The following is an 18,062-nucleotide window of genomic DNA, read 5'->3' on the forward strand; positions in this document are numbered from 1 at the left end:
CTACACGAATTGACAAATAAATATTTATGATCTTATTGTCATTTCGGTTTTTGAATTGTGATTCAGCTTGCTTTTTATTCTGTTCGTCTGCTTAAAGGGCGGCTGAATGTACAAGACTCGTTATTGATATATTGGACCTGTTGCCTTTTGTTTTTCGAAAACAAGCGGTTGCGGGAGCATAAGATTGCAGAAAAGCATGCGGGGCCGGTCGTTTTGGCCAGACAAAGCCCGAGCAACGGAGATGGATAATCGACATGACGGATAAGCAAAACATGAGACTGCGCAATGCTGCCGGTGCAAAGTCGCGTATGGCGGGGCGCACGTTGCTTTTATGTGGGGTTTCCACGCTGACACTCGCAGTCAGTGGCCTCTGTGCCACGGCAGCTTTTGCTGATCCGGCGATTACCTATAGTGGCGATCTCTCGCCTGCGCCCGTCACAGGCACCACCAACTGGACCCCTGATGGCCCCATCACCATGGGCGTCAATGAGAATTCAACCCTGACTGTCTCGGGCGGTGCAACCATAACGGACCCCGAGCAAACTTTCAGTTTTGGCGAGAAGGGTGCCACGGGGCACAATTCCACCTTCACCATCGACGGTGCTGGCACAAAGGTTGAGCTTGGTGGCATTTCGATGGGGATAGGCAATGGCAGCAATGACCAGCTTATTATACGCAACGGGGCTTCGTTGGACTTGGGGGAGTACAGCGTTACCCTTGCCAAAAACAAAGGCACTTTTACCAATCCGGGAACGGCAAGCATGCTTGTCACCGGACAGGGCACAACTGTTAAGACTGGTGGTATCGCTGTCGGTGGAAGTAGCAATGTGTCCGCTTCTGTGCGCATTGAGGATGGTGCCAAGGTTGATGCTGTAAAGCCAGGTCGGAATGGAAACTTTCTCATCGGTTCTGGCTCTGATCCTAACCCCGAAGGTGCTCGCCATGGCGAGGTTATTGTAACGGGCGCTGGCACAGAGCTAACGACTAACGCGTTGATAATAGGAACCCAGGCGCCGATGGCTACTACTGCCTGGGGGCAGGAACAAGGCGTGCTGACCATCGCCGATGGCGCGGTCGTGAAAGTGAATACAGGCGCATTCCAAATGTTCAATGCGAGTGTCATCAATATTGGTGCGGCCGCTGGTCAGGCGCCAACCGCTGCCGGAACACTCGACGCTTCTAATCTGTGCTCTGGTTGCGGTGTCCCCATAGCAGGGCTTCCTGGACCAATCATCAACTTTAACCATACGGGCGACACGGTTTTTAACGCGGCCATTTCCACTAAGGCTTCTTACTTCTCGACAATCAATCAGCTTGCCGGCGTCACGAAGCTGACGGGCGATAGCACTGAGGGTAAGTTTAACGGTGCTGTAAACATCAGCGGCGGCACGCTGCAATTGGGTGATGGTGGCACGACGGGGTCTCTCTACGCCGACATAACCAACAACAGCACACTCGCCTTCAACCGCTCCAATGCCTATAAGTTCGACACCGTCATTTCCGGCACGGGCGATGTTGTCCAGCTTGGCTCTGGCACGCTGACATTGAGCGGTGTCAACACCTATAGCGGCGGCACCAAACTCAATGCCGGTACCATTGCCGTTGCCTCCGATGCAGCCTTGGGTGCAGCAAGTGGCGCGCTATCTTTCAATGGCGGCGCATTGAACAACACCGCAGCCTTCACCTCTGGCCGCACATTTGACTTTGGTGCCAATGGCGGCTTCGTGAAGACGGATAAAACCTTAACGCTCAATGGTGCCATCACGGGTGCAGGCAACCTCATTAAGAACGGCGATGGCGAGCTGGTCTATAATGGTGATGGTTCTGCGCATACAGGCGCAACCAATGTCCTTGGGGGAACATTCACCTTGCATGGCAAGCTGGGCGGTGCTGTGCAGGTCTCGGAAAATGGGACACTTGATGGCGATGGCACCATCACGGGCAATACCCATATTGTGGGCGGCACACTTTCTGGCGTCTCAGGCCAGACGCTTCAATTCAACGGCGACCTCAAATTGGATACGAACAGCAAGACAAATGTTGCCATGGGTGCAGACACCGATGCAATGTTCAATGTCACTGGCGATCTGACCGTCGGAGGCACCCTCAACATCAGCGATGATGGTGGCTTTGGCATCGGCGTTAACAACGTCTTCCACGCTGACGGTGTTGTGACCAATACTAATCTGACAATCGGCACTGTGGATCCTGCGATTGAAGCTGCCAATATATCGCTTACTGTCGGGCAACATGACGTTACCCTCACCAACACAGGTGGTCTGACTCTGGGCTATTGGAATGGTGCCAACACGACAGGTGACGGCACTGTTCATGGCGGCACTGGCACGTGGGGAACCGGCAACAACTGGACAAATGAAAACGGCACAGCGAACGGCCCTTGGGTCGACGCCCAGTTCGCAATCTTTGGCGGAACTGCCGGTACAGTGACCATTGCTCCAGCAGGGGTCGGCGCTGCGGGTATGCAGTTTGCCGTTGACGGTTATACGATGGGCGGCGGCACGCTGACCCTCGCAAATGGCAACACGGCCCCGATTATTCGCGTGGGCGATGGCTCAGCAGGCAGCGATGCAACCAAAGCGACGATCAGTGCTGTGATCGCGGGTACAAATGGTCTCAACAAGACCGGCAAAGGCACGCTCATTCTGACCGGTGCCAATACCTATACCGGTGACACCAAAATCAGCCTCGGCACATTGCAGCTTGGTGCAGGCGGCGCAATGGGCACGCTGGCATCCACCAAGGTCGACGTGAACACCAAAAGCACCTTGGCGTTCAATCACAATGATACGCAGAACTTTACAGCCCAAATCACCGGCGAAGGCTCGGTCGTGCACACGGGTTCCGGCACACTCACACTGAGCGGCGATAACAGCTTCACCGGTGGTCTCACAGTGGCTGAAGGTATAGTTAACGCAGGTTCCGATGACCTTGCTTTCGGCACGGGGGTTCTTACCGTCAACGCACCTGGTGTTGTCGATCTGACAACGCACAATATAACTGTCGGTGGACTTGCGGGTGATGGCACCATTCACACCAAAGCAAAAACCCTGACAGTCGCTTCGGATGATGACGGCGTCTTTGCCGGTAAGTTTGATCATACCGCTGGCGATCCAACGGCAGCGCTCTACAAGATGGGCAATGGCACACTGGCACTGACCGGTGACAATACTGGCAATGTGCGGATCGCAGCGGGTACTGTGCAAATCGGCAACGGAGGCACAACCGGTAGTGTTGCTGGTGATGTGACCGTTGATGCGAATGCAAAGCTTGCCTTTAACCGCACGGACACTCTTACCTTCGATCATACGGTCAGCGGTGCCGGTAGTCTCAACCAGTTCGGTTCTGGCACGATAATTCTGACAAAGGCCAATACCTATACCGGCGGCACCAACATTGGGGGCGGCACATTGCAGCTTGATGATGGCGGCAGCATTACCGGCGATGTGAGCAATAACGGCACATTTGCATTCAACCATAGTGGCAATGTCGGCTTTGGTGGCGTGATCAGCGGTGATGGCCGGGTTGTGCAGATGGGTGGCGGTGAGGTCAATTTCTCCGGTGCCAACAGCTTTACGGGCGGCCTTGATGTTCAGAAGGGCATTGCAAAGGCAGGCATCGCCGATGTCGCCTTCGGTACGGGCACATTGAATGTCGCAAAAGACGGAACTGCCGATCTGAACGGCTTCAACACCAAGGTTGCAGGTCTGAGCGGCGATGGCACTGTCAAGTTGACCGGCGGTGATCTGACCCTGACGATGGGCGATCATTTCTCTGGCACATTGACCGGCTCTGGCGGTCTGACACTGGATGGTGCTTCGCAGCTTCTGGATGGCACTTCCGACTATAGCGGCGCGACCAATATCGCTAGCGGCGAGTTGCATATTGGCTCAAATCAGGCTTTGAGTGACGCATCCGCCTATAGCATTGCAGACAAGGGCAGCCTCGACATTGGTGGCTTCAGCGGCACCGTCGCATCTTTGACCAATGCTGGCATGATCACCAGTTCGGGAAGCGCTGGTGCACGGTTGAATGTCAAGGGCGACTACACCGGGCAGAACGGAACGCTCGTTCTCAATACAGTTCTCGGCGACGATAATTCCGCAACGGACATGCTCAAGGTTGGCGGTAACACATCGGGTGAGACAACGTTGCGGATCCACAATCAGAATGGTGTTGGTGCCAAGACGGTTAACGGCATTCAGATTATCAATGTTGGTGGCAAATCGGATGGTGACTTCCAGCTGGCAGGCGATTACGTCACCAAAGACGGCAAGCAGGCTGTTGTAGGTGGTGCCTATGCCTATACGCTGCGCAAAAACAGCCCCGCTTCATCGCAAGACGGCAACTGGTATCTCACCAGCAATATGGAAACCAATCCGGTCGATCCAAACAACCCTGTCGATCCAAACAACCCTGTCGATCCAAACCACCCTGTTGATCCAAACCACCCGGTCAACCCGCCAGCTACCCGCTATAGTGCCGGTGTTCCGGTCTATGAAGGCTATGTATCGAGCATGCAGACGCTCAACAAGCTTTCAACGTTGCAGCAGCGTGTTGGTGAGCGTTACCTGAACGGTAGCAGTGGCGATGGTCAGAGCTCTGGTGCGGTTGTCGACGAGCATGGCGTTTGGGCTCGCGTTGAAGGTGCGCATAACCGTCTGGAGCCGAACTCTTCGGCAGCTCGCATGAAGCAGGACGTTAATACCTTTGTCATGCAGTCCGGTGTTGATGGGCAGTTCTATGAAAGCGAAAGCGGACGACTGATTGCTGGAATCAACGGCCAGTACGGCCATGGCAAGGCTGATGTTTCGTCCGACTCCGGCGATGGAACCATCACCACCGATGCCTGGAGCCTTGGAGCAACCGCAACCTGGTATGGTAATAATGGTTTCTATGTCGATACACAGGGTCAGGTGACCTGGTTCAACAGTGACCTCGATTCTTGGACAGCCAATACCGGTCTTGCCAATGGTCGCAAGGCGACAGGTTACGCGATGAGCGTTGAAGTCGGACAGCGTATTGATATGGCCCCAAGCTGGTCGCTGACTCCACAGGCTCAGTTGATGTGGTCTTCGATTAATGCCGATTCATTCAACGATGTCTGGGGTGCGCGTGTTAGCACCAATGATACTGACAGTCTGACCGGTCGTCTGGGGCTTGCCGCAAACTATCGAAATGACTGGAAGGGTGAAGATGGTCTGATGGTCAATACCACTGTCTATGGTATTGCCAATCTCTATCAGGAGATGCTCAGCGGTTCATCAGTCAAGGTGGCAGGCGTGAAGTTTGATACTGACAATGACCGGACATGGGCTGGCGTCGGCTTTGGTGGGACATATGCCTGGGCGGATAGTAAATATGCCATCTATGGCGAAGGCACTATCAACACCTCACTTAATCATTTTGCGGATAGCTACGCATATAAGGCTACAGCTGGCTTCAAAGTGAAGTGGTAACGCGTTATAATCAAGAATAGATAACTTAAAAGGGTCCCGGAAACGGGGCCCTTTTTCGTGTGGAGTCCTGGCAAAATAATGCCAAAACTATGGGGTATCCAGACTGTTTCAGTTTTAACAAAAGCGGGTTTGTCACTGAGGCAGTGCCTGGAATAGAACGATATAAACTTTGATTTATTAAGGGGGCTTTTATGGCACTCAACTTAAATATAGCATTAATTATTGCCGGGTTTCTTTTTTGGAATTTTAAATTTCGAAAAATAAGCTTTTTGTTTATTGCGGCTGGCACCATTCTTTATATTTCGATTGCGTCAAATTTTTTGCCCGGTTACCTGCTGCATCGTTTGCAATCTCCTTATTCATCAAAAATGCAATCCTCGATCAAAGACAATACAGCATTTCTTATTTTCGGTACGGGAACGCAATCCGTTGATGAGATCGGTCAAAAGACCGTGGAACCCCTTCTGTTTTCCTATGGGCCAATATTGGCGGCAGTTCGCGCGAACCATGAGTGTGTTCAAGCTGGCTTGAAGTGCACATTCATTGCCAGTGGCGCTGATGTTGCACGAACGGGCGTATCGGAAGCCGCAATCATAGCGAGAGAACTCGAAAAGGCCGGTATTAACCCTAGAGATATCCTTCTTGATGAGAATAGCCGCAACACATGGCAGAATGCGAAAAATACGGCTGTCATTCTGAAAAATATCAAGCCATCTCAGACTGTTCTGCTTCAAGCAGCGCCGATCATAAAACGCGACTTGCTCTATTTGGCGCATTTTGGCGTTCATCCTGAGCCTGTCGCTGCGGTATATCTGAAAACGACGCATACAAATATGTCTTCTTCAGCGATGTCATTTCTTGCATTCGATATGGTCTTACATGAAGAAATTGGTATCTGGCGTTATGCTTTTTACAATTTAATGGGCTGGAATGAGCCGAGCACTCCTGTGGCAGGAGTTTAGTTTTGGGATTTAAGAAGAGTCCACTTTGACGGAGGCTGTCGATGGACGAGGATTGGCAGGCGGATCTTGAGCAATGGCGCGCGCCTTGCCTGAAAAATCTGGGCAACAAGACTTGGCATCGGATGTGCCCCCATATATTGCGGGCCAGATCGCTCCAGATGATCGGAATCGCTTCCAGCCCCGGGCAGTGCGCTCGGATACGATAGTTTATGATCGGGGGATTATCCCCTCAAGCGCTGTGGTTTTCGATCCTCTTCTCAAAGCTAGGGCGCAAGCTACTTTATGATTTAATCAAAATCTTTGCCGTCACATAGACGCTTTGGAAAGTGTGACAGAAGCTGTTGACTCAATAGCTTGCTTATTTTCTAGGCTTTAATTTTCAAAGCGCTGTTTGGTGGCGCTATCAAAAAAGTGCGGTTTCGAAGTTTCGAAAGAAACATTCACTTTTTGACTAACTTCAAGCGTTGTTCTCTCGCGCACCACCCAGGTTAATTCTTGACCCTGAACATCCAGGACAATGTGCGTTTCAGAGCCGGTGGGTTCTACCACCTTCACAACAGCCTCAATGTCGTCAGAACCTCCGATAGAAATGTCTTCCGGTCTGATGCCGAAAACCACGTTTTTGCCAACCGCAGCGGAGGGTGCGCCGGCGATTTTTACACTCGAGCCATTTTCCAAATTCAATTGCTTGGTATTTTTAAGGGTTCCGCTTAGAAAATTCATTGCGGGAGATCCAAGGAAGCCAGCAACGAAAATGTTTTTCGGATGATCATAAAGCTCAAGCGGCGATCCGATTTGCTCAACTTTGCCGCCGTTCAGGACAACGATTTTATCGGCCATGGTCATGGCTTCGATCTGATCATGTGTCACATAGACGATTGTTGTCTTCAATCGTTGATGAAGAGCCTTAATTTCTGCGCGCATTTTAACGCGAAGTTTTGCATCAAGGTTCGATAGCGGTTCGTCAAACAAGAAGACCTTGGGATTGCGTACGATTGCGCGTCCCATTGCTACACGCTGCCGCTGGCCACCCGATAGCTGTGCCGGCTTTCGATCAAGAAGCGGCTGAAGTCCAAGAATATCGGCCGCTTCATTTACCTTTCTGGCAATCTCCTGTTTGCTGGAGCCAGCAAGCTCCAGCGCAAAGCCCATATTCTGAGCAACAGTCATTTGCGGATAAAGCGCATAGTTCTGGAAAACCATTGCAATATCACGGTCTTTGGGTTGCAGGTTGTTAACGACGCGTCCACCGATGCTGATCTGACCTGAAGTGATATCTTCAAGGCCCGCAATCATGCGCAGCAGTGTCGACTTTCCGCAGCCTGAGGGGCCAACGAGAATGACAAACTCACCCTCGTTAATTTCGACATCGACACCATGAATAATGTCGACCGTTCCATAAGATTTTTTGACATCCGCAATGCTTAATCCAGACATATGCAAACCTTCCTGATTTATTTCTTACGGCGCACGCGCAGTGCTTGATACGGTTTGCGCGGGATTGACACGCCGAATGCAGCGTCGGGCTTTCCCCCGCGCACGATTGCGCCGTGTCTTACTGGGTGGGTGACAGGGGCGGCTATCTTTTTGGCCGGTTCAATGGTCATTGCCCATGTGTCGATCAGGTCGACTTCATAGTCATCGCTATCCATCGGGAGCCCGGATGACCAGACGACGGGCTGGTGTTCACCAAAATAGATCAGTCTGAAATCGCCATCGCCGTCGCGTGCACCTGATACGCGTGACCAGGGCCATTGTTTGACAGGCCCAAGAGGTTCAAGACCGTACTGAACATCCGCTTCCAGCAGGTCACGGAGAAAGCCGATGCGCTTCCACGCTTCGCCGTGCAGTTTGCCGCCTTTTGCCCACCAGATGAGATCATTGTCATCGGAATATGTTTCACCATGTCCGACATATCCACCGCGTGCCATCGATATCCAATAACGGTGCACCAGTTCCTGCGGGCTCAGATTGCCCCAGGATTCAAGAATGTCCCCTTCATATTCCGGCTCGTCATTCACCACCGGCTTGCCGTACGTGTCACGCCATTCCTGCGTTTTCTTCACATCCGGGTTTTGAATGCAGATATGTGTGACCCATGGTTTGCGGTGATCGTAGTTGGAATTCACGTCGCCATTATGGATTGAGCGCAGATGCTGATAGGGATCGTTCTCTTCTAAAATTTGGAAGTATCGGTCCCATTGTTCGATTGGCTTTGTGTTGAGCAGGAAATCATACTCGTTGGCAAGCGACCACCATACATTGCGATAGGCAGACAGGCGGGCAGCCAGATATTCGACATATCGGTAATCCTGATCTGCGCTCATATCCGCATAGCCCCATCGATCATAAGGATGGAACATGATAATGTCAGCTTCAATACCAAGCTCACATAGCGCCGCAATCTGCTTTTCAAAATGCCTGAAATGGGCAGGATTCGGTCTGTCGAAATCTTCTTTACCATCTGCGTCTTTTTCAAAGCAGGCATGCAGTGGCTCGTTGGTGTTGTAAGGATAGTCTTTCGGGAAAACGCCCATACGGATCTTGTTGAAGCGCGTTTTTGAAAGCGTCTCCAGAGTTTCGTCCTGCATATCGAGCGGCTGATGTGTCCAGGCATAGCAAGTCGTTCCGAACGGAAAGAACGGGGCTCCATCCGCATAGGAGAAGTGGAACTTGTTACGAACACGAACGGGTCCGTGATTGTTCGCTGAAGGTCGTTCTACCAGAACGCAGCCTTTATGGCCGTTTAGTTCTTTCGTTGCTGAGCGTGTCGTGAATGTCCACTCACCTTCAATATCGGGCATAAAACGGAGACGATAGGTTCCATCGCCGTCATAGAAACCCGGAACACGAACTTCGCGGCTTTTATGTTTGAAAATCGCATCAAAAGCCACGTCGAGAAAGGGGTTGCCAGTGGAAGGTCCGGCAAAGGATGCTTCAAAAACACCCCATTTTTCGACGGTTGCACCAGACATGCATTTCTCCTCGGAATTTACTGAATGCTCGTCAGCCTTTGACCGCGCCAGAGGTCAGGCCAGAAACGAAATAGCGTTGAAAGATCAGATAGACGATCGTAGCGGGAAGGACCGTCATCACAATTGCTGCATTTAACTGCCCGTAATCACTGGAGAATTGGCCTTGAAAAGACATCAGCCCCAGTGGAAGCGTCCACATGCCCTGATCTTGTAAAAGCACAAGGGCCATCGCGAACTCGTTCCACGTCGACACGAAGTCAAGAATGAACAGCGCTGCGAGGACAGGCAGGCAGACAGGAAGAAAAATCCGCCGGAAAATGGTGAAGTGACTTGCCCCATCAATCAGAGCAGCCTCAGACAATTCTTTCGGAATTCCCCTGAAGAACCCATGTAGAATGAAGACCTGATAAGGTACACCGAATGCAATGTAGGGAAGAATAACGCCGATATAGGTGTCAATCAGTCCAAATGAATTGACGAGTGTGAACAGTGGAGCCAGCATGACCTGAAATGGGATCATAGTTCCAAAGACCACAATAAGAAGTAACAGCTTACCGAGCTTGAGCTTTATCTTGGCCAAAGCATAAGCGGCCATGGCAGATATAAGCAGCCCAATTGGGACCTTGATCGCGGTTATGATAACGCTGTTGAAAAATGAACTGGCAAAGCTGCCCCGGTTCCATGCTCCCGAATAGTTACCCCACGCCCATTCTACAGGCGGCATGAAGGCGCCGGTGCTTGTGACAGCGGCAGGTGTTTTCAACGATGTGAAGACGATGAATACAAAGGGAGCAATCCAGATGACCGCGATCAGTAACAGGCTGATCCACAAACCGATCAGGACTGGATCTCGTCGCATCTTAGATGGAACTTGAGAGAGTGAAGTGGTGGTCACGATTCCAACTCCTCGTTCTTCTGCATCCAGCGCAGATATGGAACAACAATCGCCATCGTGATTAACAACAAGACGACGGAAATTGCAGCGCCACGCCCGAAGTCGAAAATCTGCATAGCTTGTGTAAACGCCCAAAGTGCCAGCATTTGTGTGCCTTGCGCTGGGCCACCACCTGTCAGGCCATAAACAATGTCAAATGCTTTGAGCGAGGAGATGATGGATAGCACCAGAACAACAGTCATCGTCGGCCGAAGCGCAGGCAATGTTACATGCTTGAAAATTGCCCAGCGTCCGGCGCCATCTATCCGTGCGGCTTCTACCAGTGTCTGCGATACGTTCTGAAGCCCAGCCAGAAACAAAACCATCGAGAAGCCAACGGTTTGCCAAATGTAGGCAACAAATACGGAATAAAGTGCGATGCTTTTGTTGCCGAGCCAGTCCTGAATCCAAGACTGCAATCCCCAATTGGTCAGCAACTGATTAAAGAGCCCGAAGAACGGATCGTACATCCACTTCCACATCGTCGCGACAGCGATGGGGGCGATGATAACTGGGAGGTAGAATATTGCACGCAGGCTGTTGCGGCCAAATATTTTCTGATTGAGGCTCAAAGCCAGAAGCAAGCCTATGAAGGGAGGTATTGCGAGGCTCAACAATGTCCAGATGATGGTATTTTTGAAGGCAACCCAGAAGACGGGGTCATTGGTGAATATGGCAGAATAGTTGGAGAGGCCCACGAACCGGCGCTCCGGATCAAGCCCGTTCCATTTCTGGAAACTCATAACAATGACATCCAGCATCGGATATAGTGCGAATATGCCATATATCGCCAAAGCCGGGATGAGCAGAATGGACGCTTGGATACGCGGTGTCTGAGTGATTGCTTTCAGCGACATGCTTTCCTCCAGGCAATGATGAGACTGCCTTGATGATTGTGGCCCTGCGAGCTGTCTGAGCGATCAAGCTCAGGCAGCTCGCATCCGGGGAGGATTAGTTTCGAGCCTTGATGAAAGCCTGCATCTGTGTCGACGCTTCATCGGAGGTCATATCACCAGCAGCCACACTGTTGATGACGCGGAAATATTCAGTGGTAACATCCAGCGGAAATGCTTGGTCGCCGTTCATGTAAACGGAGCCGTAATCATTAAAAATGTCCAGCCACTCAGCTTCAAGGGGCTGCTGGTTTTCGTATTTTACATTCTTGTTCACTGAAACGGTGCTGAATTGTCCGACAAGGTCCTGTTGAACCGGGGTAGACGAAAGATAATCAAGGAATTTAGCCGCCGTATCAGGGTTTGGGCTTTTTGAACTGATGTAATTATACTCACCAAATCCATACAGGCGGTTTGTGTCTGTAGGGAATGGAAAGATGCCATAATCATCAAGGTTCGCACCTGTGCCTTTTAACTGGCTTACCAGCCAGTCTCCTTCCAGCATCATGGCCGCGCGCCCGGCAGTAAAGAGACTATAAGACTGTTTGTTATCGATTCCCATGAATGGCTGGAGTGTGTAATCCTTTGTCCATTTTGCGAATTCGTCAAAAGCCTCTTTCGTGCACGGCTCGACTGCCCAGTCTGCCTGCATCGCTTTTAGCGCATCATGCTTTTCTGCACCGCATTTTGTTTCGAGGATGACGTCCATCAGACGCATGACATGCCAGTTAACGGATCCACCAAAGGTAAAGGCGGGGATACTGGCATCTTTGAGTTTTTGTGCAGCAGCAAGAAGCTCTGCGTAGCTTTTTGGCTCTTCAGTGATGCCTGCCTGTTCAAAAAGCTTCTTATTGTAGTAAACTGCCTCACCTTTGAAAGTGAAAGGAACGCCGTGTTTGCCGCCTTCATACAGGTCTGCAAACGCAGCTGAAGCTGGCAGCAATTCATCTTGCCACTTGTACTCGGTATAATATTTATCAAGCGGCAACGATAAGCCTGCTTTGACATATTCACCGCCAAGGCCCAAGCCAGCCCAGCTGAAATAAATATCTGGTCCGCGATTAGAACCTGCAGCAACACGTAGCGCGGTCTTGTGCTCATCAATTGCACGCTGAACAATATCAACCCGTATGCCGGGATTTGCTGCTTCAAAATCAGTCGCTACTTTTTTGAGGGCAACGTTGGACGCATTATTATCGAAATTAAGTGTCCAGATTGTCAGTTTTTCGGCATTTGCAGGGGCCGTTGCGACGCCGATAGCAAGTATGCTGGTTACGCTTAAAGACTTTAGAACTGCTGTTAGTTTTTGCATTCGCTTTCTCCTCGCAACAGGTGGTTCTCACCCATCCCATATCTGAACATCACCAAAATATATGATGTTGAAATCAGGGATCCTGGTGCTCCTCCATCAGCCTGACCTCCTGATTAATCTCGCGAAATCATTCAAATATGTCAATACTTTTTTCATAAACGAAATAAGTAGACTTGGAAGCGAGCCTTAAATCGCTATAAAGCGAGCATAGTCATCTTGTTTTTTCTATAATGAAATAAGTTGCACGCATGGAGAATTCACGCCATTGATACGGCTGGAGGAGCGATGATTGGTTTTAAAGAAATATTTGACGACTACGAATCCCCAGTTGGAAAAATTCTTCGGACAATTGCCAGCGTCGGTTCAGTGAGTGCAACGGACCTTGTAAAAAAGACAGGCCTTGCCCGCTCGACAGTGTCGACCATTTTGACTGAACTGAAAATCAACGCGATTATTTTTGAAACTGAAACACGAAATGGCGGTTTCGGTCGCCCCACCAAAATTATTTCTCTTAATCCGACGCAGGCTTATTGTGCGGGAGTTTTGCTGGGCCTTTCAGAAATACGCATTGCGGTTTGCGATCTTGGTCATAATGTCATCGCCGATGTCTGGTTCGAGATGCATGAAGATTATACGCCGCAAGAGGCTGCAATCCGCGTTCAAGAGCAGCTTGTCGTAGAATGTGCAAAGCTCGGCATTACAATTCGTGATTTGCTGGGCGTCGGCTTAGCTATTTCTGCTCCGGTTTCTTACGAAGGAACCGTGCTGAATGGATCAATTTTGCCGACCTGGTGTGGAATTGATATTGCGCAGATTTTTGCCCCGCATATTGAATGTCCACTTTTTGCGGAAAATGAAAGTCATTGCGGTGCACTTGCTGAAATGACCTGGGGCGCTGCAATCGGCCTAAGTAATTTTGTTCTATATAAATTTGACCTTGGCATTGGCGGCGCGATTGTCATTGATGGTGCTGTTCAGCGAGGCGCTTATGGCAATGCGGCAGAGTTTGGCCATATTTCTCTCAATCCTCACGGTCCCCTATGCAAATGCGGAAATAGGGGGTGTTTGGAAACCTATGCTGGTGGCTTTAATCTGATGCTGATGGCTGAGCAGGCTACAGGTGAGAGGCTTTCATTCGACGAATTTATAAAAAATGCACAAACAGGTGTGCCGCCTTATGATCGACTCATTCAGGATGCCGCTGAAATGGCGGGCTGGGCGATTGGCATCACGTCCACTATACTGAGCCCTCCAGATATCATAATTGCTGGCAAGATTGCTGCAATTGGTCCTGGCTTTCTGCGTGCAGTGGAGCAGAATTTTGAAAAGCATGCTGTGCGCCCACCGGCGCATGCGCCGCACGTTCGCAAACCAAACTTCATCATTGGCAAGTTTCTGCGCAATGATGATACCGTGTTGGGCGCGGTGGCGCTGGTTTTGCATCAACATGGGCTTGTAGCTAAGCCTTAGTCACTGTCGTAGCACAGGCAGTTGAACTGCATTTATTAAGCGAACAGAATATCCGTTGCCGATATTTCCGTTAGTTGTTTGTCTCCCAAGTCGCTTATCGCTAGGCTTACTAGCCAGCGTTTTTGTCCAGCAGTTCATCGGCCAATGCTGTGAAGCTAGGCTGTACCAACAAAAACAGGCCGTTGGCGTCGCTGTATTTTCTGGCGCTAACACCTTGTTTTAAAGCCTTAATTGCCGTGTCGGTCAGCGCCATTGTTGGTATCACTTTTCCAGAATTTGTTGGTATTTGGCTCGATACCAACAAATTTCTCGGATGCAATCGGACGGCGTCAGACTGGAAGATACAAAAAAGCCCGCTTGCGCGGGCTTTTTGGAGTGCTTCTGGACCTTGGTAGTGGTCTGAAGACTTGGAAATGGTGCCCAGAAGAGGACTCGAACCTCCACGCCCTTGCGAGCGCCAGCACCTGAAGCTGGTGCGTCTACCAATTCCGCCATCTGGGCGACGAGGACCGATCTAAGGGGTCGGCTTGCTTCTGTCAATCAAGATTTCACACTTCCATCAGCTTTTTTTCACATTGCTGATTTGAGTCGTTAAAAAGCTGGCTAACAGAGATTGGGCACGAATGCATAATTGCAGCCGCGCCCGAAAAATCATTATGCTGAAAGCACTTCCTTGGAAGCGACTGTCGAATCGGCGTTCAGCTTGTAGATGATTGGAACGCCCGTATTGAGTTCCTGCTTGAGGATCTCTTCCGGTGTCAGGCCATCAAGCGCCATGATGAGTGCGCGCAGCGAATTGCCGTGGGCAGCAACCAGAATGGTTTCACCGCGCAGTACATGTGGCTGGATGGTGTGCAGGTAATAAGGCCAGACGCGTGCGCCGGTGTCCTTCAGGCTTTCGCCGCCCGGAGGAGGGACGTCGTAAGAGCGGCGCCAGATGTGAACCTGCTCTTCGCCCCACTTTGCGCGTGCATCGTCCTTGTTGAGGCCCGAGAGATCGCCATAATCGCGTTCGTTCAAGGCCTGATTGCGGATTGTTTCGAGGCCGGACTGGCCGAGTTCGTCGAGAATGTGCTGGCAGGTGACCTGCGCACGCGACAGAGCCGAAGTGTATGCGAGGTCAAACTTGAGGCCGGCGGCCTTCAAACGCTGACCCGCAGCTTTCGCTTCGGCATGGCCCTGTTCGGTGAGGCCCGGATCGCGCCAGCCGGTAAAAAGGTTTTTGAGATTCCATTCGCTTTGGCCGTGGCGGACCAGGACGAGGGTACGAGACATCGCAGCACTCCGTTGGGATGAAAGATCAGTTAGTCGTTTAGCCCGAGAACATCGAGCATGGAATAAAGGCCGGGTTTCTTGCCGTGTGCCCAAAGTGCTGCTTTCACAGCGCCGCGCGCAAAGATCGTGCGGTCCTGAGCATGGTGAGCCAAGGTGATGCGCTCACCCTCTCCAGCAAATATCACCTCATGATCGCCGATAACCGAGCCGCCGCGCAGCGTCGCAAAGCCGATTGTGCCCTGTTCACGTGCCCCGGTATGACCGTCGCGCACGCGCACGCTTTTATCGAGAAGATTGATCGAGCGACCTTGCGCTGCGGCTTCACCAAGCAGAAGGGCGGTGCCGGACGGCGCGTCAACCTTGTGCTTGTGGTGCATTTCAAGGATTTCGATGTCGAAATCTTCAGGGCCGAGTGCCTGAGCCGCCTTTTTCACGAGGCCCGACAGCAAGTTGACGCCGAGGCTCATATTGCCGGATTTGACGATTGTTGCATGGCGTGCTGCGGCGCTGATCTTTTCTTCGTCTTCGTTGGAAAGGCCCGTGGTGCCGATAATATGTACGATACGTGCTTGCGCAGCGAGGCCTGCATAATTGAGCGTTGTTGCTGGTGTGGTGAAATCGAGTACGCCCTGCGCCTTTGCAAAAACCGGTAGCGGATCATCGGTGATCGTGACACCGAGCGTGCCGACGCCTGCAACGTCGCCTGCGTCTTTGCCAAGATATGGCGAGCCGGGACGCGCAATAGCGCCAGTGAGACGCGCACCGTCAATTGCCTGGATGGCGCGGATGAGAGCCTGTCCCATACGCCCATTGGCGCCCACAACAACGAGCCCGGTTTCTGCACTATCAGCCATTGGACTTTTCCTCTGTGCCATTGTTCCCGATGAGCATGTCATCCTTGCCGCTCTGAAGCTGATAGAAGCGGGCATAGACGCCGTTTTGTATCTTGATCAGGTCGTCATGACGACCGTCTTCAACCACATGACCGGCTTCCATGACAATGATGCGATCCGCGTTAACAACAGTGGAAAGACGATGCGCGATCACGATCGTGGTGCGCTCATGCATGATGTGATCAAGTGCCTGCTGCACACGCTTTTCTGACTCATTATCGAGTGCGGATGTCGCTTCGTCTAGCAGAAGCACAGGCGCATCCCGCACAATAGCACGCGCAATCGACACGCGCTGGCGCTGGCCACCGGAGAGCGTCACACCGTTTTCACCGACCGGCGTATCGTAGCCCTGCGGCTGCTGTAGAATGAACTCATGCGCATTGGCAAGTTTTGCCGCTTCGATAATTTCTTCCTGTGTCGCATCGGGGCGTCCGTAGCGGATATTATCGGCAATCGAACCTTCAAACAGATAAGGCTGCTGTGAAACATAAGCTATCGCATGGCGCAGCGAGTCTTTTGTGACTTTGGCGATATCCTGCCCATCGAACAGGATGCTGCCGTCTGTCAGATCGTAAAATCGCTGTACGAGATTGATGAGGGTGGACTTACCTGCTCCCGATGCTCCGACAATGGCGGTCGTTTGGCCTGCATTGGCGGTAAAACTCACACCATGCAGAACCGGTGCCACATCGCTGTAGGCAAAGTGGACATTCTGAAAATCGATTTCGCCTTTGCCGGGCTTGAGAGCCACTGCATCCGGCGCATCCCCCTGATTGGGTTCAATATCCAGCACTTCATAGATCATGCGTGCATTCACCAGTGCGCGCTCAAGACCAACCTGTAAACGGGCAAGACGGCGTGCCGGGTCATAGGCCAGCAACAAGGCGGTGATGAAGGCAAACATAGAGCCGGGCGGCTGCTGATTGAGAATCGCATTATAGCCGCTATAGGCCAGCACACCGGCAATGGCGAACCCTGCCAGAATTTCCGCAATAGGCGTTGTGCGTTCGGAAACGCGGGCAATCTTGTTGCTGCGGTTTTCGGCCTGATCAATGAGCGTGCTGATCTTGCCACGGAGTTGGTCTTCCATCGTGAAGGCTTTCACAATGGCGACACCCTGCACGGTTTCCTGCATGGCTCCCAGAAGATGGGAGTTGAGGTGGACAAGATCACGGGTCACAGATCGGATGCGGCGTGAAATATAGGAAACGGCCAGAACAAGTGGCGGACCGATGAGAAAAACCACTGTCGACATAAACGGATCGGTATAAAACATCATGCCGATAAGACCGATCAGCGCAACGAAGTCGCGCGCAATCGACGTGATTGTCATGTTGAGCAAATCGCGGATGCCGTTCACGTTCTGATTGATCTGGGCTGCAAGATGGCCCGAACGCGTATCATTATAAAAGTCGAGGCCGAGTTTAAGCAGATGGTCGAAGATGCGCTTCTGATAGCGCGCAACGAGGTTGTTGCCGATCTTGGCCAACTCGACAGCCTGAATATAACTCGAAAGTCCACGAAGCACGAAAATCCCGAGAATCGCGCCGCAGATAACCCAGATAAGACTGATCTTCTGCTCATAGAAAATCTTGTCGATCATCGGTTTCATCATATAGGCCAGCGCGCCATTGGAAGCGCCAACCAGCAGAGAAGCAGCAATCGCGATCGCGTAGCTTGCCTTATACTGGCTCGCGTTTTCCGACATCATGCGACGAATGACGCGTGTGGCTTCGCTCGGATCGATTTTCTTTTTTTTCTTTTTGAGTAGACTCACGGGCAAAGTGCTTTTTATCTGTCAGCCGCTGGCTGTCGTTGATCATGCATTTTCGCGTGTCTCTTTGGACAGGAAACGACAAAGGCTGCAATGG

The 18,062-nt window shown here is 51.5% G+C and carries 12 protein-coding genes and 1 tRNA gene; 3 read left to right on the forward strand and 10 right to left on the reverse strand.

Going from position 1 to position 18,062, the window contains the following annotated elements; genetic code table 11:
- Positions 1–254 precede the first annotated feature (254 nt).
- The gene (locus tag OPR82_RS02695) at positions 255–5,477 is read left to right on the forward strand and encodes an autotransporter outer membrane beta-barrel domain-containing protein (RefSeq protein ID WP_265982866.1); all 5,223 of its coding nucleotides are present in this window, start codon (positions 255–257) and stop codon (positions 5,475–5,477) included.
- A 191-nt stretch (positions 5,478–5,668) separates the two neighbouring features.
- Positions 5,669–6,439, forward strand: a complete 771-nt coding sequence (locus tag OPR82_RS02700; RefSeq protein WP_265982867.1) for a YdcF family protein — start codon at positions 5,669–5,671, stop codon at positions 6,437–6,439.
- A 372-nt stretch (positions 6,440–6,811) separates the two neighbouring features.
- Here the strand turns inward: OPR82_RS02700 and OPR82_RS02705 are convergent, their stop codons facing one another.
- The 5 genes from OPR82_RS02705 to OPR82_RS02725 form a co-directional block, all read right to left on the reverse strand.
- Positions 6,812–7,876 carry an ABC transporter ATP-binding protein gene (locus OPR82_RS02705; protein ID WP_265982868.1) on the reverse strand — a complete coding sequence of 355 codons (1,065 nt, stop codon included), beginning with the start codon at positions 7,874–7,876 and terminating at the stop codon, positions 6,812–6,814.
- Positions 7,877–7,893: 17 nt separating this feature from the next.
- Entirely contained in the window at positions 7,894–9,414 is a 1,521-nt protein-coding gene (locus OPR82_RS02710) for a DUF5060 domain-containing protein (protein ID WP_265982870.1), read from the reverse strand.
- A gap of 31 nt (positions 9,415–9,445) precedes the next feature.
- On the reverse strand, positions 9,446–10,273 hold the full coding sequence (locus tag OPR82_RS02715; RefSeq protein WP_265983835.1) for a carbohydrate ABC transporter permease: 828 nt from the start codon (positions 10,271–10,273) through the stop codon (positions 9,446–9,448).
- A 32-nt stretch (positions 10,274–10,305) separates the two neighbouring features.
- Positions 10,306–11,205 carry a carbohydrate ABC transporter permease gene (locus tag OPR82_RS02720; RefSeq protein ID WP_265982871.1) on the reverse strand — a complete coding sequence of 300 codons (900 nt, stop codon included), beginning with the start codon at positions 11,203–11,205 and terminating at the stop codon, positions 10,306–10,308.
- A gap of 94 nt (positions 11,206–11,299) precedes the next feature.
- Positions 11,300–12,553, reverse strand: a complete 1,254-nt coding sequence (locus OPR82_RS02725) for an ABC transporter substrate-binding protein (protein WP_265982872.1) — start codon at positions 12,551–12,553, stop codon at positions 11,300–11,302.
- Positions 12,554–12,838: 285 nt separating this feature from the next.
- Here OPR82_RS02725 and OPR82_RS02730 point away from each other — a divergent pair, with 285 nt between their 5' ends.
- Positions 12,839–14,023 (forward strand): ROK family transcriptional regulator, encoded by a 1,185-nt coding sequence (locus OPR82_RS02730; protein ID WP_265982874.1) that lies wholly within the window; start codon positions 12,839–12,841, stop codon positions 14,021–14,023.
- Between the two features lie 109 nt (positions 14,024–14,132).
- Here the strand turns inward: OPR82_RS02730 and OPR82_RS02735 are convergent, their stop codons facing one another.
- The 5 genes from OPR82_RS02735 to OPR82_RS02755 form a co-directional block, all read right to left on the reverse strand.
- Positions 14,133–14,276: an Arm DNA-binding domain-containing protein gene (locus OPR82_RS02735; protein ID WP_265982876.1), complete on the reverse strand. Its 144-nt coding sequence runs from the start codon at positions 14,274–14,276 to the stop codon at positions 14,133–14,135.
- Positions 14,277–14,437: 161 nt separating this feature from the next.
- Positions 14,438–14,524 (reverse strand) — tRNA-Leu (locus OPR82_RS02740).
- Positions 14,525–14,677: 153 nt separating this feature from the next.
- Positions 14,678–15,298, reverse strand: a complete 621-nt coding sequence (locus tag OPR82_RS02745; protein ID WP_265982877.1) for a 2,3-bisphosphoglycerate-dependent phosphoglycerate mutase — start codon at positions 15,296–15,298, stop codon at positions 14,678–14,680.
- A 29-nt stretch (positions 15,299–15,327) separates the two neighbouring features.
- Positions 15,328–16,152, reverse strand: coding sequence for a 4-hydroxy-tetrahydrodipicolinate reductase (gene dapB, locus OPR82_RS02750; protein WP_265982878.1), 825 nt, complete (start codon positions 16,150–16,152; stop codon positions 15,328–15,330).
- Positions 16,145–17,968 carry an ABC transporter ATP-binding protein gene (locus OPR82_RS02755; RefSeq protein WP_265982879.1) on the reverse strand — a complete coding sequence of 608 codons (1,824 nt, stop codon included), beginning with the start codon at positions 17,966–17,968 and terminating at the stop codon, positions 16,145–16,147. Before OPR82_RS02755 ends, dapB begins: the two co-directional genes overlap by 8 nt.
- Positions 17,969–18,062 lie beyond the last annotated feature (94 nt).

Source organism: Ochrobactrum chromiisoli (assembly GCF_026241335.1).
GTDB classification, from domain to species: Bacteria; Pseudomonadota; Alphaproteobacteria; order Rhizobiales; family Rhizobiaceae; genus Brucella; species Brucella chromiisoli.